Here is a 20119-nt window from a genome sequence, read left to right as displayed (position 1 = left end):
ACGCCCTCCATCAAATCTATGAAGATTTACGAACGCGTAAATACCACTCAGATAACAAGCGTACTTGCTTCCGGGTGTACCCTTTCTCCATCATACGGTCAACAAAGTCGTCATGTTTTTGTTGGTCATCAACGGAGGTTTTAGCATTGAAAGAAATAACGGGTAGTAAGTCCTCGGTATTAGAGAACATTTTTTTCTCAATGACGGTACGCAGTTTTTCATAACTGGTCCAACTTGGATTTTTGCCATCATTGCTGGCTCGAGCCCTTAATACAAAGTTAACGATTTCGTTACGGAAGTCTTTAGGGTTACTAATCCCTGCGGGTTTTTCAATTTTTTCAAGCTCGGCGTTTAAGGCTGCTCGGTCAAATAACTGTCCGGTGTCTGGGTCTCGATATTCTTGATCTTGGATCCAAAAATCAGCATAAATGACATAGCGGTCAAAAATATTCTGCCCGTATTCGGAATAAGATTCGAGATAAGCGGTTTGAATTTCTTTGCCAATAAAGTCTACATATTTAGGAATTAAGTAGCCTTTTAAATGTTCGAGGTAGCGATCGGCCAGCTCTTGACTGAATTGCTCGCGTTCAATTTGTTGTTCTAAGACATAGAATAAATGGACTGGATTTGCTGCAACTTCGGTGGTGTCAAAGTTAAATACGCGCGACAAAATTTTAAAGGCAAAGCGCGTCGATAGACCTTCCATTCCCTCATTCACCCCTGCAAAATCCCGGTATTCTTGATAAGACTTCGCTTTCGGATCGGTGTCTTTCAGAGTTTCTCCGTTGTATACCCGCATTTTAGAGTAAATACTAGAGTTTTCGGGGTCATTCAATCGCGATAAGACTGAAAACTGGGCTAACAGTTCTAAGGTGCTAGGGGCACATTTAGCGGTATTTAACTCACTATTATCTAATAGTTTTTGATAAATATTTATTTCTTCACTGACTCGTAAACAGTAGGGCACTTTCACAATGTAAACACGGTCTAAAAATGCTTCATTGTTGCGGTTGTTTCTAAAACTTTGCCATTCTGATTCGTTTGAGTGAGCGAGGATAATGCCTTCAAATGGAATTGCCGATAGGCCTTCGGTACCATTAAAGTTCCCCTCTTGGGTTGCTGTCAACAACGGATGTAATACCTTGATAGGGGCTTTAAACATTTCAACAAATTCCATCAAACCTTGATTGGCTCGACATAAAGCGCCGGAGAAGCTATAGGCATCGGGATCATTTTGCGCATAGTGTTCTAGTTGACGAATATCGACTTTGCCCACTAAGGATGAGATATCTTGGTTATTTTCATCTCCTGGTTCGGTTTTAGCGATAGCCACCTGTTGAAGGATGGATGGGAAACTTTTTACCACTGTGAATTGGCTAATATCACCGTTATATTCCTGAAGGCGTTTTGCGGCCCAAGGTGACATAATCGTTTTTAAATGGCGTTTATTAATCCCGTATTCTCGCTGTAAAATGTCACCATCTTCATTCGCATCAAATAAACAGAAAGGATGATCGTTTACTGGAGAACCTTTAATCCGATAAATGGGAACGAGCTGCATTAAAGCTTTAAGTTTTTCGGCAAGCGATGACTTACCCCCGCCAACAGGACCGAGTAAGTAGAGTATTTGCTTACGTTCTTCTAATCCCTGAGAGGCGTGCTTCAGGTAAGAGACGATTTGCTCAATGCTATCTTCCATGCCGTAAAACTCTTTAAAGGCTGGATAACGAGCAATTACTCGATTCGAAAATAACCGACTGAGGTGTGGATCTTTGGAAGTATCTACCATTTGGGGTTCGCCAATGGCAATCAGTAAACGCTCTGCTGCGCTGGCGTAAGTGCTGGGATTATTTTTACATAGAGTTAAGAATTCATTGAGCGTGAGCTCTTCTTCCTGAGCTTGCTCGTAACGCTGTTGATAGTGGTCAAAAATACTCATAGCCTAGGCCCCCTAAAACAAGCTATCTTGATAACAGATAGTATTTAGAAACAATAAATTTGATGAAGCGTTAAAGTAAGTTTATACCATGACAAAAATAAATTAATAAAAAATAAGCATTTTTTTGTAACAAATCGCTGATGTTTCAATGCACCAAGGTTTGCTGCTAAGACCATACGAAGATGAAAAACAGTCCAGCTAATCGGCCATTATTGATGTCATCGCTGGTGAAGCAACGGCGACTAACAGCGTAAGATTTAACCGATATTTAAGTCCTATTGTTTGTGTGTTGCAAGGTATATTACTGGATGATGTTGCATATATGATTGAACCAGAGAAACCTTGTACTAAATTTAAACCAACAATTTCATCGTTTTCTTGACAAGTTCATGTGTGCCTTTCACTGACGTTTTATACGCTGTGAACAATGAAATCGATCGGGTGATTCACTTAGTCACGATGTTATATAGCTCAAATAACGTTAAATTATTGTAAATAAAATGTTGCCATGAGCGTTTGCTATGTTATTTTTAGGGGGTGGCTTAAACCTTCCAGCTTTGGTCGGCGAGCACTGCATCGAGGGGAGTAGTGTTGAAGGTTTACAAAAAGCACGTTTCCATTCGCTCTTGCTTTGCGAGAGCTTTTTTTATGCCTTAAATAAATAGAAGAAAATGTAGTTTACCTTTCTCTAAGCATTGCGGCGCTCCAATATTAACCGTTGAAGTAAGCATTTAGACTAAAGAATTAGTTAGCTTATATTTTATAAATTGGATATAAAAAACAATGAGTTGTGTTTTTTGTTATTCCAAGTTGTGCGGTCTATGGGGCAAGCTAAGCTACAATATACCAAAGTCTAAGTTTCAAGCCTTCGATTAAGCTCTATTTTTTAACAAATTATTAACGAATGCCGTGTTTTATTGGTGAGACATCAAACCATGTTTGCCAATTTAAAATCATCGTGTAGAACACGGCTTGTTGGGCGAAAATGAGTATTCAAACTTGGGTCTTTATATTTATAGGCTGTAGTTTTACCTCTTATATGATCATTGCTATTTGGACTAAGGCCAATACGACGCGCGAGTTTTACCTCGCTGGTGCGCAGGTTCATCCGGTCACTAATGGTATTGCTACGGCGGCCAGTTGGATGTCTGCGGCTTCGTTTTTATCCTTGGCTGGGCTCATCTCTATTGCTGGTTATGATGGCGGTATTTATTTGATGGGGTGGACCGGTGGCTATGTCATATTAGCGCTCTGTTTAGTGCCCTACCTACGGCTATTTGCAAAAATAACGATCGCGGATTTCATCGCCGAACGTTATTACTCGCGTATAGCTCGGCTGGTGGCGGTTATCTGTATTGTGTTTATTTCATTTATCTATATCGCGGGACAGATGCGGGGTATTGGTCTGGTGTTTTCTCGGTTTTTAGATGTAAACATGAATCTTGGCGTGTTGCTCGGGATGGTGATTATGTTTATCTACACCGTATGGGGAGGCATGCGAGGGGTGACTTATACTCAAGTTGCTCAGTACTGCTTACTTATTTTTGCTTTTTTAGTCCCCGCATTTCTCACCTCATTTAGTTTAACTGGCCAGTATCTACCGCAAATGGGTTTAGGTAGCCACTTACTTGGACAACCAGAACAGTATGTTCTGGATAGGCTAGATATTTTATCCCTTGAACTCGGTCTTGCTTCGTTTACCAGTGGTCATAAATCATTGATCGATATTGGTTTTGTTACACTGGCCTTAATGATGGGGACTGCTGGTTTACCGCATATAATTACCCGTTTTTTTACCGTTTCTGGGGTCAAAAAAGTCCGTTCATCTGTGGGATATACCCTGGTTTTCATTGCGCTGCTTTACACTGCAATCCCCGCTGTAGCTGCTTTTGCCAGGTTAAATATCATCGAGTCGATTAATCCCCAGAAGCCGCTGCAACTTGAGGTTTCGCAAGAACCACAGTGGTTGAATAACTGGCTACAAACGGGGCTTGTTGAATGGCAGGACGTTAATGGTGACGAGCATTTATTCTATAGTGGTGATGAGCGCAATGAAGTTTATCTTAATCAAGATATGGTGGTATTAGCCTCCCCAGAGCTGGCGAGTTTGCCCAATTGGGTTATCGCCTTGGTAGCAGCGGGAGGTTTGGCAGCTTCTTTGTCAACTGCTGCAGGTTTATTACTGGTTATTGCAAGTAGCATTGCTCATGATCTCGGCAAACACATAATCAAACCTGATTTAACTGATAAGCAAGAGCTCAAGTGGGCGCGAATGAGTGTTTGCGCGGCAATTTTAACCGCTGGATATTTGGGTGTTAATCCACCAGCTTTGGTTGCAGAGGTTATTGCTTATGCGTTTGGTTTAGCTGCCTGTTCTATTTTTCCAGCTATGGTTATGGGGATATTTTCTAAGAAGATGAATCGGCTGGGTGCGTTGAGCGGTATGTTGGTTGGGATGAGTTTGACGCTTACTTATATTAGTTACTTCAAATTTATTGAGCCGACGGCTAATGTTCCAGAGTACTGGTGGTTTGGGATCTCACCAGAGGGAATTGGCGCACTGGGAATGCTAAGTAATTTTGCGGTGGCTTTCTTGGTGCATCATTGTACGCAGGATGCGCCTGAATCGGTTCAGAGTTTAGTTGCGGAACTAAGGCGACCGCCAGCTTAGTTTGTTGACGATAAGGTTCAATGTTTTGAGTCTATTTTTGATAAATTTAGCTATCGTTTAACAACCGAACTCAAGCTGGATAGGCCCCTTTCAGCTTATCTGTTGACGCTACTTGGCTTATCAAATATGAGAGGAGCTGCACCGTATGGATTTAGACGCTAAAAAATTCAAGTATGGATTAGTTTTGGTGATCAACGTTTTGCTTGTGAGCATGGTGTTGTTAATCCTCAGTCATGTCGGCGTTCGGTATAGCAAGTCGATAGATGTACTTGAGGCCAAATTGCTACCAGCGATGCAGGAGATCTTAAATGCTGACCGACATCTTTATCAAGCGAGAACGGCAGAGTTAGAAGCGATTTCATTAGCAAGTACTCAGCAGCAACATTATGTGGATATTCATCATCAGCATGCCCAACAAGCGAAACAAGGAATGCTGAATTTTTTGATATTGCTAAGAGATTTTCCTGAAGTTTTACAAGGATTGGAGGTTTTTGAAACGTACTTCGCGCGTTGGCAACAAAGTAGTTCGGAGGTATTTTACTTGTTGGATTCAGGTCAATCAACAAAGGCTGAGCAATTGAGTCTGAATCGAGGCTATCAAAACTTCATTGAGTTACGCGAATTGTACAATTTGGCGGGAGAGTCCGCAGAACAATTAAATGCTGATTTGACCCTTAAAGATTAGGCTGCTGGAACAGTGTGCTTGGGGAAAACTTAGCTCTTGAGCGGCAGAGGTCCTTCGGGTGTGATGTCACTGGTTTGCTGAATGCTGCTTCTCAAGTCAGTGAATAAAAAAAACGACGTCATAATTATCTGGCGTCGTTTATATAGAGTGATGGTGAGTGCGACTCACATTGAAGCGATGATTTGCTTGTTATTTTGTTGGGGGAGTAAGGTTTTCTCCTTTCGATTGGATTACATCTTGATACCAAAAGAAACTTTTTTTGCGCTTTCTCAATAGACTCCCTTGCCCTTGGTCATCACTATCGACATAGATATAACCATAACGTTTAGACATTTGTGCGGTTGAGGCACTCACCAAGTCAATTGGAGCCCAGCTGGTGTAACCCATGATCTCCACGCCGTCCTGTAAGGCTTCACCCACCTGATATAAGTGGTCGTTTAAGTAGTCTATTCGATAGTCGTCTTCTATCTGTCCATTTTCATTGACCGTATCAACTGCGCCAAGTCCATTTTCGACAATGAATAGAGGTTTTTGATAGCGGTCATAGAGGAGGTTTAGCACGATGCGGAGCCCTTTGGGGTCAATTTGCCAACCCCAGTCTGAAGATTCCAAATAAGGATTGCAGCCCATTTTGAGTATATCTTCATCAGTAAAGGCCATATCACTTTGATGAACACTGACACATCCCGTCATGTAGTAGCTAAAGGAAATGAAATCAATGGTCTCAGTTAAGGCTTCTTTATCAGCTTCGGTTATGTCTAGCTTTACGCCCATTTGTTTGAATTTTCGCCAAATGTAGCTTGGGTAATAACCACGGCTTTGGACATCGCCAAAAAATAACCATTCTCGATTTTGTTGTAAGGCTTCGAAGATATCATCTGGATGGCTGGTGAGAGGGTATTGAATTGCGCCTAACATCATATTGCCAATTTTTCCATTGGGGACCAGTTGATGGCAGGCTTTCACGGCTTTTGCGCTGGCGACCAGTTGATGGTGGATCCCCTGATAAAGGTTTTGTGGATCTGTTCCTCGCGGAATGCCGGCTCCAGTGAAAGGTTCATGTAGCGTGATATTAATTTCATTGAAGGTTAGCCAATGTTTAACCCGATCACCATATCGAGAGAAAACAGTGCTTGAATAACGTTCAAAGAACTCAATGAGTTTTCGGTTGGTCCAGCCCTGATAATGCTGAGCGAGATGTAAAGGCATTTCATAATGGGAGAGGGTTACCAGTGGAGTGATGTTGTGTTTTTCTAATTCATCAAAAATTTTGTCGTAGTATTCGAGCCCCTGCTGGTTTGGCTCTAGCTCGTCGCCTTTGGGGAAGATCCGACTCCAGGCTATGGATAAGCGAAAACAGCTGAAACCAAGCTCGGCAAACAATGCGATGTCTTCGGGATAGCGATGATAAAAATCAATGGCGTTGTCTTTTATGTTGAAGTCTCCCTCAACTCGAGGCTTTAATTCACCAAAGGTGCCATACGGTTGGATGTCTGATGTTGACAGTCCTTTGCCATCGGCGTTATAGGCGCCTTCAATTTGATTAGCTGCGGTTGCTCCGCCCCATAGAAATGTATCAGGAAAACGAAAAGCCATGGTTCTCTCCCTACTTAAATGGTGGTATGCATGAATGCTGGATAAGATACGCTAATTTAAAAATAAACAAATAGTGGTACAACCTAATTTAAACGCCTTATGGATTAGATTGGCTAATGAATGGTTTTGCGGATAATCGTTACAAATTAAAGAGAAGCACAAATAGGCTCTTCGATTTTTGTATAGGTGACGGAAGCGCTTTGATAGCTAGCATGCGCCGAGTAAAAAAGGTCTTGGTTGTTGCGTTTTATTGGCGGAAGGAAAGGTTTCTTTAGTTGTAAATGTCTTGATTAACTCTGTTAATTCCCTTGACTCTTTTGATGATTTCAATTGTAGATAAATATGATTATTGTTGAGTTTGTTCTCTACCTAAAATTTTGACATCTAAAATTAATTTTTAAAATGATGCAAAGGATAACCTTCATTGTTTCGAAGTGAATTATGCTAATTATTTTAAATAAAAAATGTGAATTAAGCCGTTTATTTTGAAAATAACTAATCAAACAATACAGGAGGCTAGTTTGTTGAAAATGAAGGGATTTAAACATAAATTTTGGTTTTTCACATGATTTTCATGGATAACTATCCTGATATCAAACTATCTTTTTATCCTAGCTTTTTGTTATTGCCTATAATTTAGTTAGCTACATTTTATCCATCTTTTTATCTGTTAAAAAATGACCATATGCTTAGAAGTAGATTAGCGAGGGTTTAATGAGGGTAAGGCGTGGGCGTCAAATTTTATCTTATGATGTTGGATGTGATGATAGTTAAATCTTTTAATCATAATCTTGTTAAAAAATAATAAATATTATTCAGCATAGATTAGGGAAGAGAGTGGATAAGGGGTAATGAAATGAATTTTGGAAGCTTAAGGTTTAAATACTCATTAGTGTTTGTGGTGAATGCCATTTTACTGGTTGTTGTTGGGCTAATTGGTATGAATATGGGTGTAAAAACTTCTGAAAGTTTAGATGCTCTTGGTGGAAAGATTCTCCCGGCTATGTCTTCGGTACTTAACGCTGATCGGGATCTATATCAGGCTCGGGTAGCTGAACTCGAAGCAATGAAGTCAAGTGATCAGCTTGCTCAATATTTAGATGATTTTAATGAAAACGCGCAACAAGCCGAAGATCGAATGCACAAATTTCAAGCTTTATTAGCTGATTATCCTCAGGCGAATCAAGGGCTTCAGAACTTTGACCAAAGGTATAAGCTTTGGAAACAAACTAGCTTGCAAGTCTTCTCATTGCTGAAAGCAAATCAGCTGGCTGATGCGGAAGCTCTAAGTCAGAAAGCCAGCTATGAGCATTTTCAAAATTTGCGGGAATTATACAATGTTGCGACCGAAGCCGCTGAAGCGATTGCTGATGATATTAATCAAGCTTCGGACGTTGCTGTAGATACAAACATGAATGTATTGAGCTTTGTGGGGATTTCTTCTGTTATTTTGGCGGTATTACTAGCCTATTTTGGCCCTAAAATGTTAGTTGACGCGATTAATGTGGTGACATCAAGAATTCGGGATATCTCTCAAGGCGAGGGCGATTTGACGCAACGATTGGAGGTTAAAGGTCGCGATGAAATCGCGGGATTAGCGAATAGTTTTAATCAATTTGTCGAATTGTTAGATAGATTGATCAGTTCAGTGAGAGCACAGGCCAATGATTTAAGTTCATCGATTAGCAGCCTAAATGATAAATCACAGCAAACAGCAGAAGTGAGTTTGGAGCAAAACCAGTCGGTGGAAATGATTGCAACGGCAGTAACAGAAATGGCCGCTGCCATCAGAGAGGTGGCCAGTAATGCGGGCCACACCGCGGAGGAAATTAATACGGTTAATGCGCAAACAGTGCAGGGACAAAATATTACTCAACAATCTGTTGAACATATCACCTTATTGTCAACATCTGTTCAAGACGCAGCTAATGTGGTTGAGCTTCTTTCCAAGGATTCTGATCGTATTGCTTCGGTACTCGATGTTATCCGTGGAATTGCCGAGCAAACTAACCTGTTGGCACTGAATGCCGCGATTGAAGCTGCGCGAGCGGGAGAACAAGGAAGAGGTTTTGCGGTGGTCGCTGACGAAGTCAGAAGCTTGGCGAGTAAAACGCAACAATCCACTGAAGATATTCAAAAAATGATAGAAGCCTTGCAAAGTGGCGTGACTCAAGCGGTTGAAGCAATTAATAAGGGCGCGGTTGACGCTGAAGGTACGGTTGAACTTGCTGGACAAACCCAGCAAGCATTAACGCAAATCCTTGAGTCAACGTCTAAGGTGTCAGAGGTATCTGCTTCTACAGCTGCATCGACAGAGCAGCAGAGCCATGTGACCGAAGATATTAACCGTAACCTCACAGAATTAGCAGATAAAACTAAACTAAACTTAGAAAATTCGACGGAGTCACAAGCAGACGCCCACTCCGCATTAGAATTAGCGAATTTGTTAAGCCAGCAAATGAACCGGTTCAAGGTCAGTGGTTAAGCGATACCGTTGTTTTGCAATTTAAGGCGTTTTAGAGGCGGAGCGTCACGCTGGCTCATATGTAGTAGCTCATACTACGTAATCAGTTGAGGCTCGAGACCTTTCATATCTTTAGTCATGATTGGTCTCATTATCAGTTGTCGTCGCTCAGACCTTAAGCTATTTTACGGTGACTGCCTTGGAGCAACTGGTTCGCTTTATTTTGAGCTAAATTCTTTTCAACCTAAGCTTGTTTTCTATCAACTGATCTGGCGTCGGCTTTAAATACACGGATGAAAAAATAACGAATAGAATTTGCTGGTTATCACGCTTCACGGGCTCAGTATTCCGAGTTCGGGTCATGTGAGACCTTGTAAGGCAGTCAAGTCTACCGAAGCAATTTCTCTTTTAAAAAGCCAAGAGTGCTAATTTTCCTCTACACTTCCAGCTGAAATTTCCAGGTAATTTTCGCTATTCGTTTTGCTTAATACAGTGATGATTTGCGCAGAACGGGTTCGTTAGGTGCTTAAATCACGATGTTATTATCTATCGTGGTTCAAGCTAAACTCGATTAAAAGTTATCGTAACAAAGTCATACCTCATCGCTGAGGTAAAATAATACTAGCCCCAGAAGTTGTTTCGATACGCCTGTCTTAATACCAGAGCTATTGCTAACGGTTTGATGCCTATTAGCTGCTGGATTTAGTGTTAATGGGAATTGTCATATGAAGTGTTGTAAGAAGCATAAAAAAACGGAAACCAATGTGGGTTTCCGTTTTTAAGATTTCACTCAGTGATTCTAATCATGTTGAATTAGAATTAGCTGATTGCCGTATCCGATTTTTTAACAAACGCGTATCCGAAACCGGTAATTGCTGTACCGACCGCAATAGCAGCTAGGTAAAGAAATACGGGTGAAATAGCATTTGGAATAAAGAGTACAAATAATCCGCCATGAGGCGCTAATAGTTGCGCACCGAATAACATCGATAAGGCACCAGTTACCGCTCCGCCGATCATACATGCTGGAATCACTCGCATTGGATCTTTCGCTGCGAATGGAATAGCACCTTCAGAGATGAAACATAGGCCAAGTACAAATGAGGCTTTGCCTGCTTCTCGCTCACTTTCAATAAATTTATTACGTGCAAGGAAGGTGGCTAAACCCATGCCTAAGGCTGGAACCATACCCGCTGCCATGATGGCAGCCATAGGACCGTAGGTTTGAGTTGACAATAGACCTACACCAAAGGTGTATGCCGCTTTGTTGACTGGGCCACCTAAGTCGAAGCACATCATTGCACCTAATATGATACCGAGTAATACCGCATTAGTTGAACCCATGTTGTTCAAGAAATCAGTCAAACTGGTCATTGCTGCTGCTACTGGGCTACCAATCACGTAGATCATGATAAGGCCAACCGCTAAGGTCGCAAGGAAGGGGACAATCAAAATGGGTTTGAGTGCTTCCATCGAATTTGGCAATTTAATATTTTCGATGAGCCATTTCGCTAAATAACCCGCAATGAAACCAGCTAAAATACCACCTAAGAAACCGGCGCCAGTTGAACTTGCTAACATACCACCGACTAAACCAGGGGCTAAACCGGGTCTATCCGCAATTGAGTAGGCGATATAACCAGCTAATACAGGGATCATTAATGCAAAAGCAGAACCGCCACCAATGGTCATTAGGGCTGCGGCTAAGGTGCCTTCTTCTTTAAATGCTTCGATACCAAATATAAACGAAAGCGCAATACAAAGACCACCAGCTACCACAACCGGTAGCATATGTGATACACCCGTCATCAAGTGTTTGTAGGCACCGGTTTTTTCAGCTTTAGCAGCCCCTTCAGAGCTACTTGATTTTGCTGAGTGCTGGTAAACTTTAGCGTCAGCGATGGCTGTAGCATAGCAGTCTTTGGTTTTTTTCAGGGCGATTCCGGTTGACGTTTTATGTAACTTTTTACCGTCAAAGCGCGCTAAATCAACTTCAATATCGGCCGCGATAATAACTAAATCAGCTTCAGCTATTTCAGCTTCGCTAAGTTGGTTCTTTGCACCAACTGAACCTCTAGTTTCAATTTTAACTTGGTAACCTTGCTTCTTACCAAAGTCTTCAAGTGCTTCTGCAGCCATGAAAGTATGTGCAACACCAGTGGGACAAGCGGTAATACCAACCACTTTCAATTGGCTTGATGCCGCGGGTGCCTGTGCTTCTATTTTAGGTGCAACAAAAGCGGTTGCTCTGCTTTGTGCTGCACTCAAGAATTCTTTAGGGTTATCGATGACTTCGCTTGCTGACGCTAGATAAGCATTTTTGTTATTGAAACGCGCCAAGTCTAAATCAGCGTAACACTGCGGGTCAGCAACAATGATCACTAATTCTGCACTATCAATATCTGCCGGAGCTAAGCGCTGGCAATCTTGAACCGTTGAGTGGCATTCAATTACACTTTTCCAACCTTTCTCTCTCGTGGCTTGCTCGAGTAGACCGGCTGTAATTATGCTATTTGCAATGCCACTGGGGCATGCGGTCACAATAATGGTATTCATATACAATTCCTTGGTCTGTTTACATTTGCGTAATAGTAGTTTGTTGCAGAACCGAGTCCAATGCTTCTTGGCTAGGCAAACCAACGTTCGTTTGACTGACCGCGAGAGACGACATGGCACTGGCGAAGCGAAGTAATTCTTTCGCGCTGGATTGATTGAGTAAGCCCCAGCAGAAACTGGCAACAAAAGTATCGCCTGCTCCTACGGTACTGACTACATTCATTGATGGAGGCGTGGCTTGCATCCAGTGGTTTTGGTTAAGCCATAATGAGCCATGTTCGCCGCGAGAAATCAGCACGTGCTCAATCCCTAAATCAGCAAGTTCTTGGCCTTTTTCTTTTAGTTTATCAATACTGTTTAATGCTGTTCCACACCAGTCTTCTAACTCATCTTGGTTTGGTTTTACCATGTTGGGAGCGGTGGCAATGGCTGTATTCAGTGCAGCCCCTGAGGTATCAATTAAGACCGTACATCCCTTGCTTTTGGCGAGATTAATCCACGCTTCAAAATCGCTGAGTTCTATGCCCTTGGCTAAACTTCCCGCAAATACTACATGAGAATATTGTTCACATAGTTGCTCAAGTGATTGCTCAAAAGCTAATAGATCAGCTGCATCCACACTAAAACCTGGAAAGTTTAAGTCTGTGACTTGGCCACTTGCTTCAACCATTTTAACATTGGTACGCGTTTCACCGGCGACTCGAATAAACTCGTCGCGGATCTGGCTTTGTTCGAATAAGCATTCGAAAGCTGCGGCATTATCTTTCCCTAAAAATCCGCTAACACAGACTTGTGCGCCTAGGTCTGCAAGTACTTTCGCTACATTTACGCCTTTACCCGCAGGGTGCAGATTTGCTTCAGTGACATTATTGACACTGCCGACGGTCATGTTCTCTAATGAACCCGTCAGGTCTAATGCTGGGTTAAGGGTGATACATAACACTGCTTTAGCTTGACTCATTTTAGAGTTCTCCTAAGCCTGCCGCGATAGCTTCGCCGATGGCTTTTAATGCTTCTTGAGCATCTTCACCTTCGGCAGTGAACTGCAATTTACTTTGATATTTAACGCCAAGGGTCATTACTTTCATTAGACTTTTAGCATTGACTGCTGGCGCTTCGCTATCGACGTTCACCACCGTGATATTGGATTTGAATTTTTTTGCTTCTGCCACGAGTAACGCGCCGGGACGAGCGTGTAAACCGTGTGGGTTAACGATTTGGAATATCGCAACATTTCCATCACTTTGCGCTGGATTGGCTCCGGCAAGTTTATTTTCGGTAAGGCTGGTGATGAGTTCGACTTTACTTAGTTTTGCGACAGCAGCTAATTGATCTTGATAGACTTGTTGACCTAAAAATTTGAGTGCTGGTAGATAGCAGGCATTGGCGGCGCTGATCATGATTAAGCCATTTACTGGTTTATTATGATGTTGGAATTGCTCTTGTACCTTGATGACACATATACCACTGCGTAACGCTCCTTTGGCAACACAGTTCAGCCAATATCCGTTACCTAAGTAGGTCGCTGCTTGTTCAAGGCTAGTCGCAATACCTTGTTGGTTTAATAAATCTTTATTTTTAAGAGTGCCGGCGGCAACGGCATTGAGCTGTACCATGCTTTGGACTGGAAAATCTTCTAAGATGAGTGAGGCATCAAATTCAATTTCTAACTGGGTATCACCATTAATTAGATTCATAATGGTGCTACTGTCTTTAGCATTCTTGATTAGCTCTTCTGCCCCATCCACCGAAAGCACTTTGGTAAGCTGCTTTAGGATCATCAGGTGTTCACCTGACTTAGCAGCAATACCAATGGCCAAATAAACGATGTTGCCATCCCCCCAGTCAACACCTTCGGGAAAGTGATGCACCGAGACACCAGTTTGGATGACTTGGTCACGGGTATCGGTGGTGCCATGCGGAATGGCAATACCATTACCTAAATAAGTAGAGTTAACTTGCTCACGTTGTAACATGCCTTCGACATATTTGGCTTGAATAAAGCCTTCTGCTTGTAGCGCAGCTGCGATTTTTTTTATCGCTGCTTGCTTATCTTGCGCCTGTTGATTAAGGCATATATTTTCTAGGGAAAGCGTTAACATCAGAATCACTCCTATGATCTTGGTACTTACTAGTTAGTCTACTTAGTATAGGTTAGCAAGCTAATCAGCTGAACCGATTCAGCCCATTGTTTTAAAAAAAGTTTGAACTGGCTAATTGAGCTATATTCAAACTAATGGTGACATACTGAATCGATTCAGCTAGAGTTGCAATTATTCTCAAAGTATTTGTTAACAAAAAGAGATCAAGATCACGCTCGATCCTTTTTTATTCGCAAATTGGTAAAGGGTAAACGTGTGAAACTAGATGAAATAGCTTCGTTGGCAGGGGTATCCAAAACGACGGCGAGTTACGTCATTAATGGTAAGGCAGATAAGTACCGGATTAGTTTAAAGACACAACAACGGGTACTTGATATTGTTCGGCAACATGATTATCAGCCTAACCATGCCGCGAGCCTACTCAGAGGGGGGGCGAGTAAAACCTTCGGTTTAATTGTTCCTGACTTGGAAAACAGCAGTTACGCTAAACTCGCTAAGTTGCTTGAACGAGATGCCCGAAAGCAAGGCTATCATTTTATTATTTGTTGTAGCGATGATAGTGCAGATAACGAACGGCTTGTGGTGAGCAGTTTGATTGGACGGCGAATTGATGTGCTGATTGTCGCAAGCTGTTTACCCGCTTCTGATGATTTTTACTTAAGCGTACAAAATCAAGGGGTCCCAGTTATTGCTGTTGACCGGATGTTCAACGATGAACACTTTTGTAGTGTGATTAGTGAAGATTTTGACGGTGCTGCAGCGTTAACTCGGTCGTTGATTGAATTAGGATGTCACAGTGTTGGTTTAGTGGCTGCATCGTATGATTTAATCGTTTCTAAAGAGCGGGAACAGGGCTTTCTGGCTGCCATTACTAAGAGCGAGCCTCAGGTTGATAGTCAGATCTGTTATGGTGATCGTTTTAGCAGAGAACAGGGCCGAAGCATTATTAATCGTTGGTTAGCAGAGGGTCAATTACCGGAAGGTATTGTGACAACGTCTTATATTTTATTTGAAGGTGTGATGGACGTATTAGTGAGCCATCCAGAGCTGTCGAGTAAGGTTAAGTTAGCGACTTTTGGTGACCACGCCTTACTTGATATGTTAACCATTAGCGTGCAATCGTTGCCGCAACAACTCGAACTCATTGCAGAAAAGATCTTATATCTGGCTTTTGCTGCGGTCAGCGGGAAATACCAAACTGGTGTGGAAGTCGTTCCTCGCAAGTTAGTTAAACGCAGCTAGTCCAACACTCCTTTCTCATTTACGCCCCAGCCGTTACTCCAATTAAGCGATGTTGTCGATTAGTTGACGAATAGCGGTTCCTTTTTCTTTTGATTCAAGTTAGCACCGGAAAGTCATTTTAAAAGATTGGCTGTGCTTCACTAGATGTTCCTATCTTGACATTAAGTTCAATTTATTATGTTTTTTAACAATTGATGAAGCGATTTGAGTTGAGCCTATTGGTTGTCAAAAAAAACTATACATCAATTAAGTAAGGTAGTATCAATGTCTAAGCGTTTGAATTATTTAAACCATAAATCACTTAATGGAGTAAGGATTTAGCCATTGAAAGAAAATATATTAGCGACCAGTATAAAAGGAAAAGTCGTCGGTTTACCCAGCAATAATGCGACTCGGCAAATGGCGAAGAAAAAAGCCGTTGAGATAGCCAGGCATTACGAAAATTACTTTAAGCCGATGGTGGCGCTGAATGATGAAGATGTGCACCAAGTTTATCGTTTGCGTCATGATGTATACTGTGAGGAACTAAATTTTGAGCCGGTCAATGCCTTAAAGCAAGAGCGGGACGAATTTGATGAATATTCTGATTACTGTTTAGTTCGTCATTTGTCTTCCAATAGTTATGCAAGTACGGTGAGAGTCGTGGCCCCTTCTGGTTCACAATTGTTACCACTAGAAAAGTATTGTCGAGGTGCCATCACCGATGAAAAGTTGCATCCTGATAACTTTGACCGAGCAGACATCTGTGAAATATCAAGGTTAGCCTTACGTTCAACCTTTAGACGTCGTAAGGCTGATAAGTTTCAAGATTCAGCTATTGGCGGGATTAACGTTGCTGAATTGTATGAAGAAGAATTACGTTGTTTTCCTTTTATCACGGCTAGCATGTATTTAGCGGCAACAGTGTTAGCTGAGCAACAACATGTTCGGCACGCTTATGTCATGATGGAGCCTCGTCTTGCTCGAAGTACGGCTTTACTTGGCATTAAATTTCAACAGATAGGACCTGTGGTTGAATACCATGGCCAGCGCGCGCCGTATTATATTACCGCGGAAAAGATACGGAGTGACTTGCCAATTACTCTCCAGCCTCTAATGGACATGATTGAAAGAGAAGTCCTGCAATCTCTTTCCATGACAAGGATTATGGATGCTCAAGAAAGGCTTTTATTTCGTAACGACCGCTAATGTGAGTCCCTGACCGAGCTTTATAGACCTGCCCAAGATTTACTTGCGAATTGCATCTTGGTAGGCCGACAGTAGGCGTTGGCTTAATTCATGCTCTGGGTGGGTGAAAAAATCTTCGGTGTCTTTAAATTCAACGGCTTTTCCTTGTTGCATGACCAGTACCTTGTCACTGAAGTGGCGTACAAGGCCTAAGTCGTTTGAAACAAAGATGTAGCTGATGGCAAAACGGCGTTGTAAGCCCAATAATAGGTTGATTATTTGGGCGCGAACTGAAACATCAAGTGCGGCAATGCTTTCGTCAATCACGATGATTTTAGGGTTGAGTATTAGAGCCCTTGCGAGTCCAACCCGTTGCTTCTGCCCACTGGATAACATATTAGGATAGAATTCGGCATGTTCTTCCAATAGCCCAACTAATCGAAGTGTCGCCATTACTTTTTGTTGCTGCTCTTGAGCCGAAAGCTCGGTATTTAAGCTTAAGGGGGCGGATAAAATGCGTCCTATATTTGAACGTGGATTGAGTGAGCTGCTGGGATCCTGAAAAATCATCCGAATTAAGCGACAGCGACGTGTATAATCACCAAATTGTAGTGCTTCGCCCTGAATGAATATATCTCCTTGACTCGGTTTATTGATACCGGTCAATACCTTGGCAAGGCTTGATTTTCCTGAGCCAGCTTCACCAATAATCGCCAAACTCTCGCCCATATTTAAGCCGAAGCTAATGTCGTCGATAGCAGATACTCGTTGTCGACTAAGCCAACCTTTGTGAACATAAACATGTTGTGATAAGTGACGAACTTGTAATAAGTTCCCCATTTTTGATTTATCCATTATCAGAGACGACCTTTGGTTCCATGTTCAGTGGGTAGTGGCAAGCAAATAGATGACCTTTAACCTTTTTCAACTTAGGTTGAATCACACACTCTCGTTGTGCTTTAGGGCATCGAGGGCCAAGTCGGCAACCAATCGGCAGGTGCTGTAGCGCAGGGATCGACCCTGGTAAGCCAGGTAAAAAGCTCTTGTGTTCGAAGGGATGGTCAAATTTTGGCGCAGAGTTTAATAACGCCGAGGTATAATGATGCCGAGTATCATTGGTAACTTGCTCTGCGCTGCCCACTTCAACGATTTGGCCACAATAAATCACACTAATGGTATCGGCTAAGCCAGCTAAGGTCGTTAAATCATGACTGATCAATAAAATCGCGGTGTTATTCAATTTATTGAGCTTGTCGAGTAAACGCAGGATCTGGCTGGCGGTGGTAATTTCCATCGAGGTGGTAGGCTCGTCTGCTACCAGTAGTTTTGGTTGACCTGCAATGGCCATGGCTATCATCACTTTTTGACATAAGCCGTCGGATAATTCGTAAGGATAGCTACGCATTACTTTATGGTGGTCTTTTACGCCCACTTTATGGAGTAGCGCGTGCGCTTGTTTTTTACGCCATTGAAAACGACGCCAAAAGCCGCCTTTGATATTATGGCAAGGGATGGCTTCTTCGATCTGTTTGCCGACTTCTTCCGAAGGGTCTAAGCAGGAGCTCGGTTCTTGGAAAATCATTGCAATATCATTGCCGAGTACTTTTCTGCGTTGGCGGGCACTGAGCGATAACAGGTCGATATCGCCCAAGTGCATCCGGTCAGCCTTGATCTTCCAATTGGGTTTGGTCACACCAAGTAAAGCCTTGGCAATCAGACTTTTCCCTGAGCCGGATTCGCCAACTAAAGCTTTGATCTCTCCCTCGGCAATGGTTAAGTTGACTCGATCCACTGCTTTGACGATTCCTGCGGGAGTATCAATTTCAATCGTCAGATTTCTAATGTCTAATAATGCCATTAATCGACTCCCTCGAGCATCGCTTTACGCAAGCCTTCCCCAACCAAGTTAACGCTTAGAATACTGCTCATGATTACAAATCCTGGTAAGGTTACAGTCCAAGGGGCTGAAAATAACAAATCATGACTGTTACCGAGCATTGCTCCCCATTCAGGAAGGGGCGCTTGCGCGCCAATGCCAATAAATCCCAAGGCGGTAATATCAATCAGTGAAGACGAAAAGCTACGGTTGATTTGAAATACTATGGCATCGGCGATGTTAGGTAGCACGCCGTTTTTTAAGATCCGGTAGTGGGTGGCACCATCCAAACGAATTGCTGTGATGTATTCCTTTTGGATCTCGGCTGAGACAACGATGTAGGTGAAACGAATAAATTGCGGAATTTGAGCTAAGGTAATCGCAATTAGAGTATTTTGTAATCCAGGCCCTAAGAACGATACCACCATAATGGCGATTAACAGTGAGGGTATGGATAAAGCGGTGTCCATTAAGTGGTGTAATATACTGGATTTTACACCGCGGCTCATGCCAGAAAATACCCCTAATGGAATGCCGATAAATGCGGCGAAGCAGACGACCAATAATCCGCCGCCAAAGGTAAGCTGACAACCGTAAATGAGTCGGCTAAATACATCTCTACCTAAATCATCGGTCCCAAAAAAGTTATCAACATGGCCACTTGGATTCCATGACGGGGGTTGCATTAGATTATCTCCCTGGAAGTCCAACGCATAGGGAGCGAGCAGTGGACCAAACAAGGCGATGACCATATAAATCAAGAATACCCAAAAGCCAATCATCGCAATTGAATTATCACGAAATCGACTAAGAACCCTTTGTAGAGCGCTGGAAACCGTAGTTTCAGAAAATACGTTAGTGCTGAGCATACACTTCTCTTCGGCGAAGCGGGTGGATCAAGACGGTAAATAAGTCGGTGAGAACAAAAGTGCCAATAACGAGAGTCGATATGGCTAACATGCCGCCTTGGATCACCGCATAATCTTGCTGGTAGATGCTTGATATTAGCCAACGGCCAATCCCCGGCCAAGCAAACACCACTTCTAATACCATTGCCATGGTGAGTACATTACCAAATTGTAAACCTAAACTGGGTAAAATGGGCGGTAAAGCATTATGCAGCGCATGGCGGATCACAATTTGACTCTTGGACAAACCTTTGGTCGCTGCAGCTTTTATGTAGTTTTCATTCATGACTTTCGCCATCGAATTTGAGAGTTGGCGGATGACTTCGGTGGTTGGTACGACTGCTAATACTAAAGTTGGCAAAATTAGGTGACTTATTACACTCATTAATGCTGGCCAGCGGGCCTGTTGTGGTAACCAGAATACGTCGATAATGCCAAATCCGGTAACTTGAGGGATCTCTAGTAGCAGGTCATAACGTCCTGAGACAGGAAACCATCCGAGTAATAGTGAAGAATTCATCACTAATAACAGTGCTAACCAAAAAACCGGAATACTGTAGCCAATCATGGTGAGGCTAAGAATGACGTTTCTGATCCAGTGCTGATGGAAAATACCAGCTAAGGTTCCTAAAGGAATGCCGATTAGAAATGCCAGAATAAAGGCGGTAAAACATAACTCTAAAGTGGCGGGTAGAAAAATAATCAATTGATCAAAAACAGGCTTCCCAGTGACTCTCGATATGCCAAAGTCACCGTTCAGATTATGCCAAACAAATTGGCTGAATTGCTGAATGCTTTTGGCTTCGGCTGGACTCGCCAGTGACTGACTATGTTGGAACATAAAAGCAATTAAATTAATAATTAAAAAGGTGATTATAAATAGATTAATTCGTCGTATTAAATAGCGTAGCAT

14 protein-coding genes are annotated in these 20119 nt (G+C 42.4%); 5 read left to right on the top strand and 9 right to left on the bottom strand.

Annotation, left to right across the window (positions count from 1 at the left end; translation table 11 throughout):
* Positions 1–16: 16 nt before the first annotated feature.
* Positions 17–1939 carry a PrkA family serine protein kinase gene (locus ACRRS0_RS13290; protein WP_432452705.1) on the bottom strand — a complete coding sequence of 641 codons (1923 nt, stop codon included), beginning with the start codon at positions 1937–1939 and terminating at the stop codon, positions 17–19.
* Positions 1940–2924: 985 nt separating this feature from the next.
* Between ACRRS0_RS13290 and ACRRS0_RS13285 the strand changes: the two genes are divergently transcribed.
* Together ACRRS0_RS13285 and ACRRS0_RS13280 are read left to right on the top strand one after the other, a co-directional pair.
* On the top strand, positions 2925–4610 hold the full coding sequence (locus ACRRS0_RS13285) for a sodium:solute symporter family protein (RefSeq protein ID WP_432452706.1): 1686 nt from the start codon (positions 2925–2927) through the stop codon (positions 4608–4610).
* Between the two features lie 145 nt (positions 4611–4755).
* Positions 4756–5295: a hypothetical protein gene (locus ACRRS0_RS13280; RefSeq protein WP_432452707.1), complete on the top strand. Its 540-nt coding sequence runs from the start codon at positions 4756–4758 to the stop codon at positions 5293–5295.
* A gap of 189 nt (positions 5296–5484) precedes the next feature.
* Here the strand turns inward: ACRRS0_RS13280 and ACRRS0_RS13275 are convergent, their stop codons facing one another.
* On the bottom strand, positions 5485–6891 hold the full coding sequence (locus ACRRS0_RS13275; protein WP_432452708.1) for a glycoside hydrolase family 1 protein: 1407 nt from the start codon (positions 6889–6891) through the stop codon (positions 5485–5487).
* 856 nt (positions 6892–7747) lie between these two features.
* On the opposite strand from ACRRS0_RS13275, the gene ACRRS0_RS13270 reads away from it, so the two are divergent.
* Positions 7748–9376: a methyl-accepting chemotaxis protein gene (locus ACRRS0_RS13270; RefSeq protein WP_432452709.1), complete on the top strand. Its 1629-nt coding sequence runs from the start codon at positions 7748–7750 to the stop codon at positions 9374–9376.
* A 798-nt stretch (positions 9377–10174) separates the two neighbouring features.
* Here ACRRS0_RS13270 and fruA read toward each other — a convergent pair.
* The 3 genes from fruA to fruB are packed head-to-tail and all read right to left on the bottom strand — an operon-like array spanning position 10175 to position 14013.
* The gene (gene fruA / locus ACRRS0_RS13265) at positions 10175–11911 is read right to left on the bottom strand and encodes a PTS fructose transporter subunit IIBC (RefSeq protein WP_432452710.1); all 1737 of its coding nucleotides are present in this window, start codon (positions 11909–11911) and stop codon (positions 10175–10177) included.
* A gap of 19 nt (positions 11912–11930) precedes the next feature.
* Positions 11931–12872 (bottom strand): 1-phosphofructokinase, encoded by a 942-nt coding sequence (gene pfkB / locus ACRRS0_RS13260; RefSeq protein WP_432452712.1) that lies wholly within the window; start codon positions 12870–12872, stop codon positions 11931–11933.
* A 1-nt stretch (position 12873) separates the two neighbouring features.
* The gene (gene fruB / locus ACRRS0_RS13255) at positions 12874–14013 is read right to left on the bottom strand and encodes a fused PTS fructose transporter subunit IIA/HPr protein (RefSeq protein WP_432452713.1); all 1140 of its coding nucleotides are present in this window, start codon (positions 14011–14013) and stop codon (positions 12874–12876) included.
* Between the two features lie 255 nt (positions 14014–14268).
* Here fruB and cra point away from each other — a divergent pair, with 255 nt between their 5' ends.
* Together cra and ACRRS0_RS13245 are read left to right on the top strand one after the other, a co-directional pair.
* Positions 14269–15255, top strand: a complete 987-nt coding sequence (gene cra, locus ACRRS0_RS13250; RefSeq protein WP_432452714.1) for a catabolite repressor/activator — start codon at positions 14269–14271, stop codon at positions 15253–15255.
* A gap of 324 nt (positions 15256–15579) precedes the next feature.
* Positions 15580–16443 (top strand): PEP-CTERM/exosortase system-associated acyltransferase, encoded by an 864-nt coding sequence (locus ACRRS0_RS13245; RefSeq protein ID WP_432452715.1) that lies wholly within the window; start codon positions 15580–15582, stop codon positions 16441–16443.
* 39 nt (positions 16444–16482) lie between these two features.
* Here the strand turns inward: ACRRS0_RS13245 and ACRRS0_RS13240 are convergent, their stop codons facing one another.
* From ACRRS0_RS13240 to ACRRS0_RS13225, 4 genes are read right to left on the bottom strand one after another with little or no spacing between them, the layout of a single operon-like run.
* The gene (locus ACRRS0_RS13240) at positions 16483–17277 is read right to left on the bottom strand and encodes a peptide ABC transporter ATP-binding protein (RefSeq protein ID WP_432452716.1); all 795 of its coding nucleotides are present in this window, start codon (positions 17275–17277) and stop codon (positions 16483–16485) included.
* Positions 17270–18280: a peptide ABC transporter ATP-binding protein gene (locus ACRRS0_RS13235; RefSeq protein ID WP_432452717.1), complete on the bottom strand. Its 1011-nt coding sequence runs from the start codon at positions 18278–18280 to the stop codon at positions 17270–17272. Before ACRRS0_RS13235 ends, ACRRS0_RS13240 begins: the two co-directional genes overlap by 8 nt.
* Entirely contained in the window at positions 18280–19167 is an 888-nt protein-coding gene (locus ACRRS0_RS13230) for an ABC transporter permease subunit (protein WP_432452718.1), read from the bottom strand. Before ACRRS0_RS13230 ends, ACRRS0_RS13235 begins: the two co-directional genes overlap by 1 nt.
* Complete coding sequence (locus ACRRS0_RS13225; protein WP_432452719.1) at positions 19154–20119, bottom strand: ABC transporter permease; 966 nt, start codon at positions 20117–20119, stop codon at positions 19154–19156. The genes ACRRS0_RS13230 and ACRRS0_RS13225 overlap by 14 nt, the downstream gene beginning before the upstream one ends.

It is taken from the genome of Agarivorans sp. QJM3NY_29 (assembly GCF_050870835.2).
In the GTDB taxonomy this organism is placed as follows: Bacteria; Pseudomonadota; Gammaproteobacteria; order Enterobacterales; family Celerinatantimonadaceae; genus Agarivorans.
This window is presented reverse-complemented; position numbering and strand designations above follow the sequence as displayed.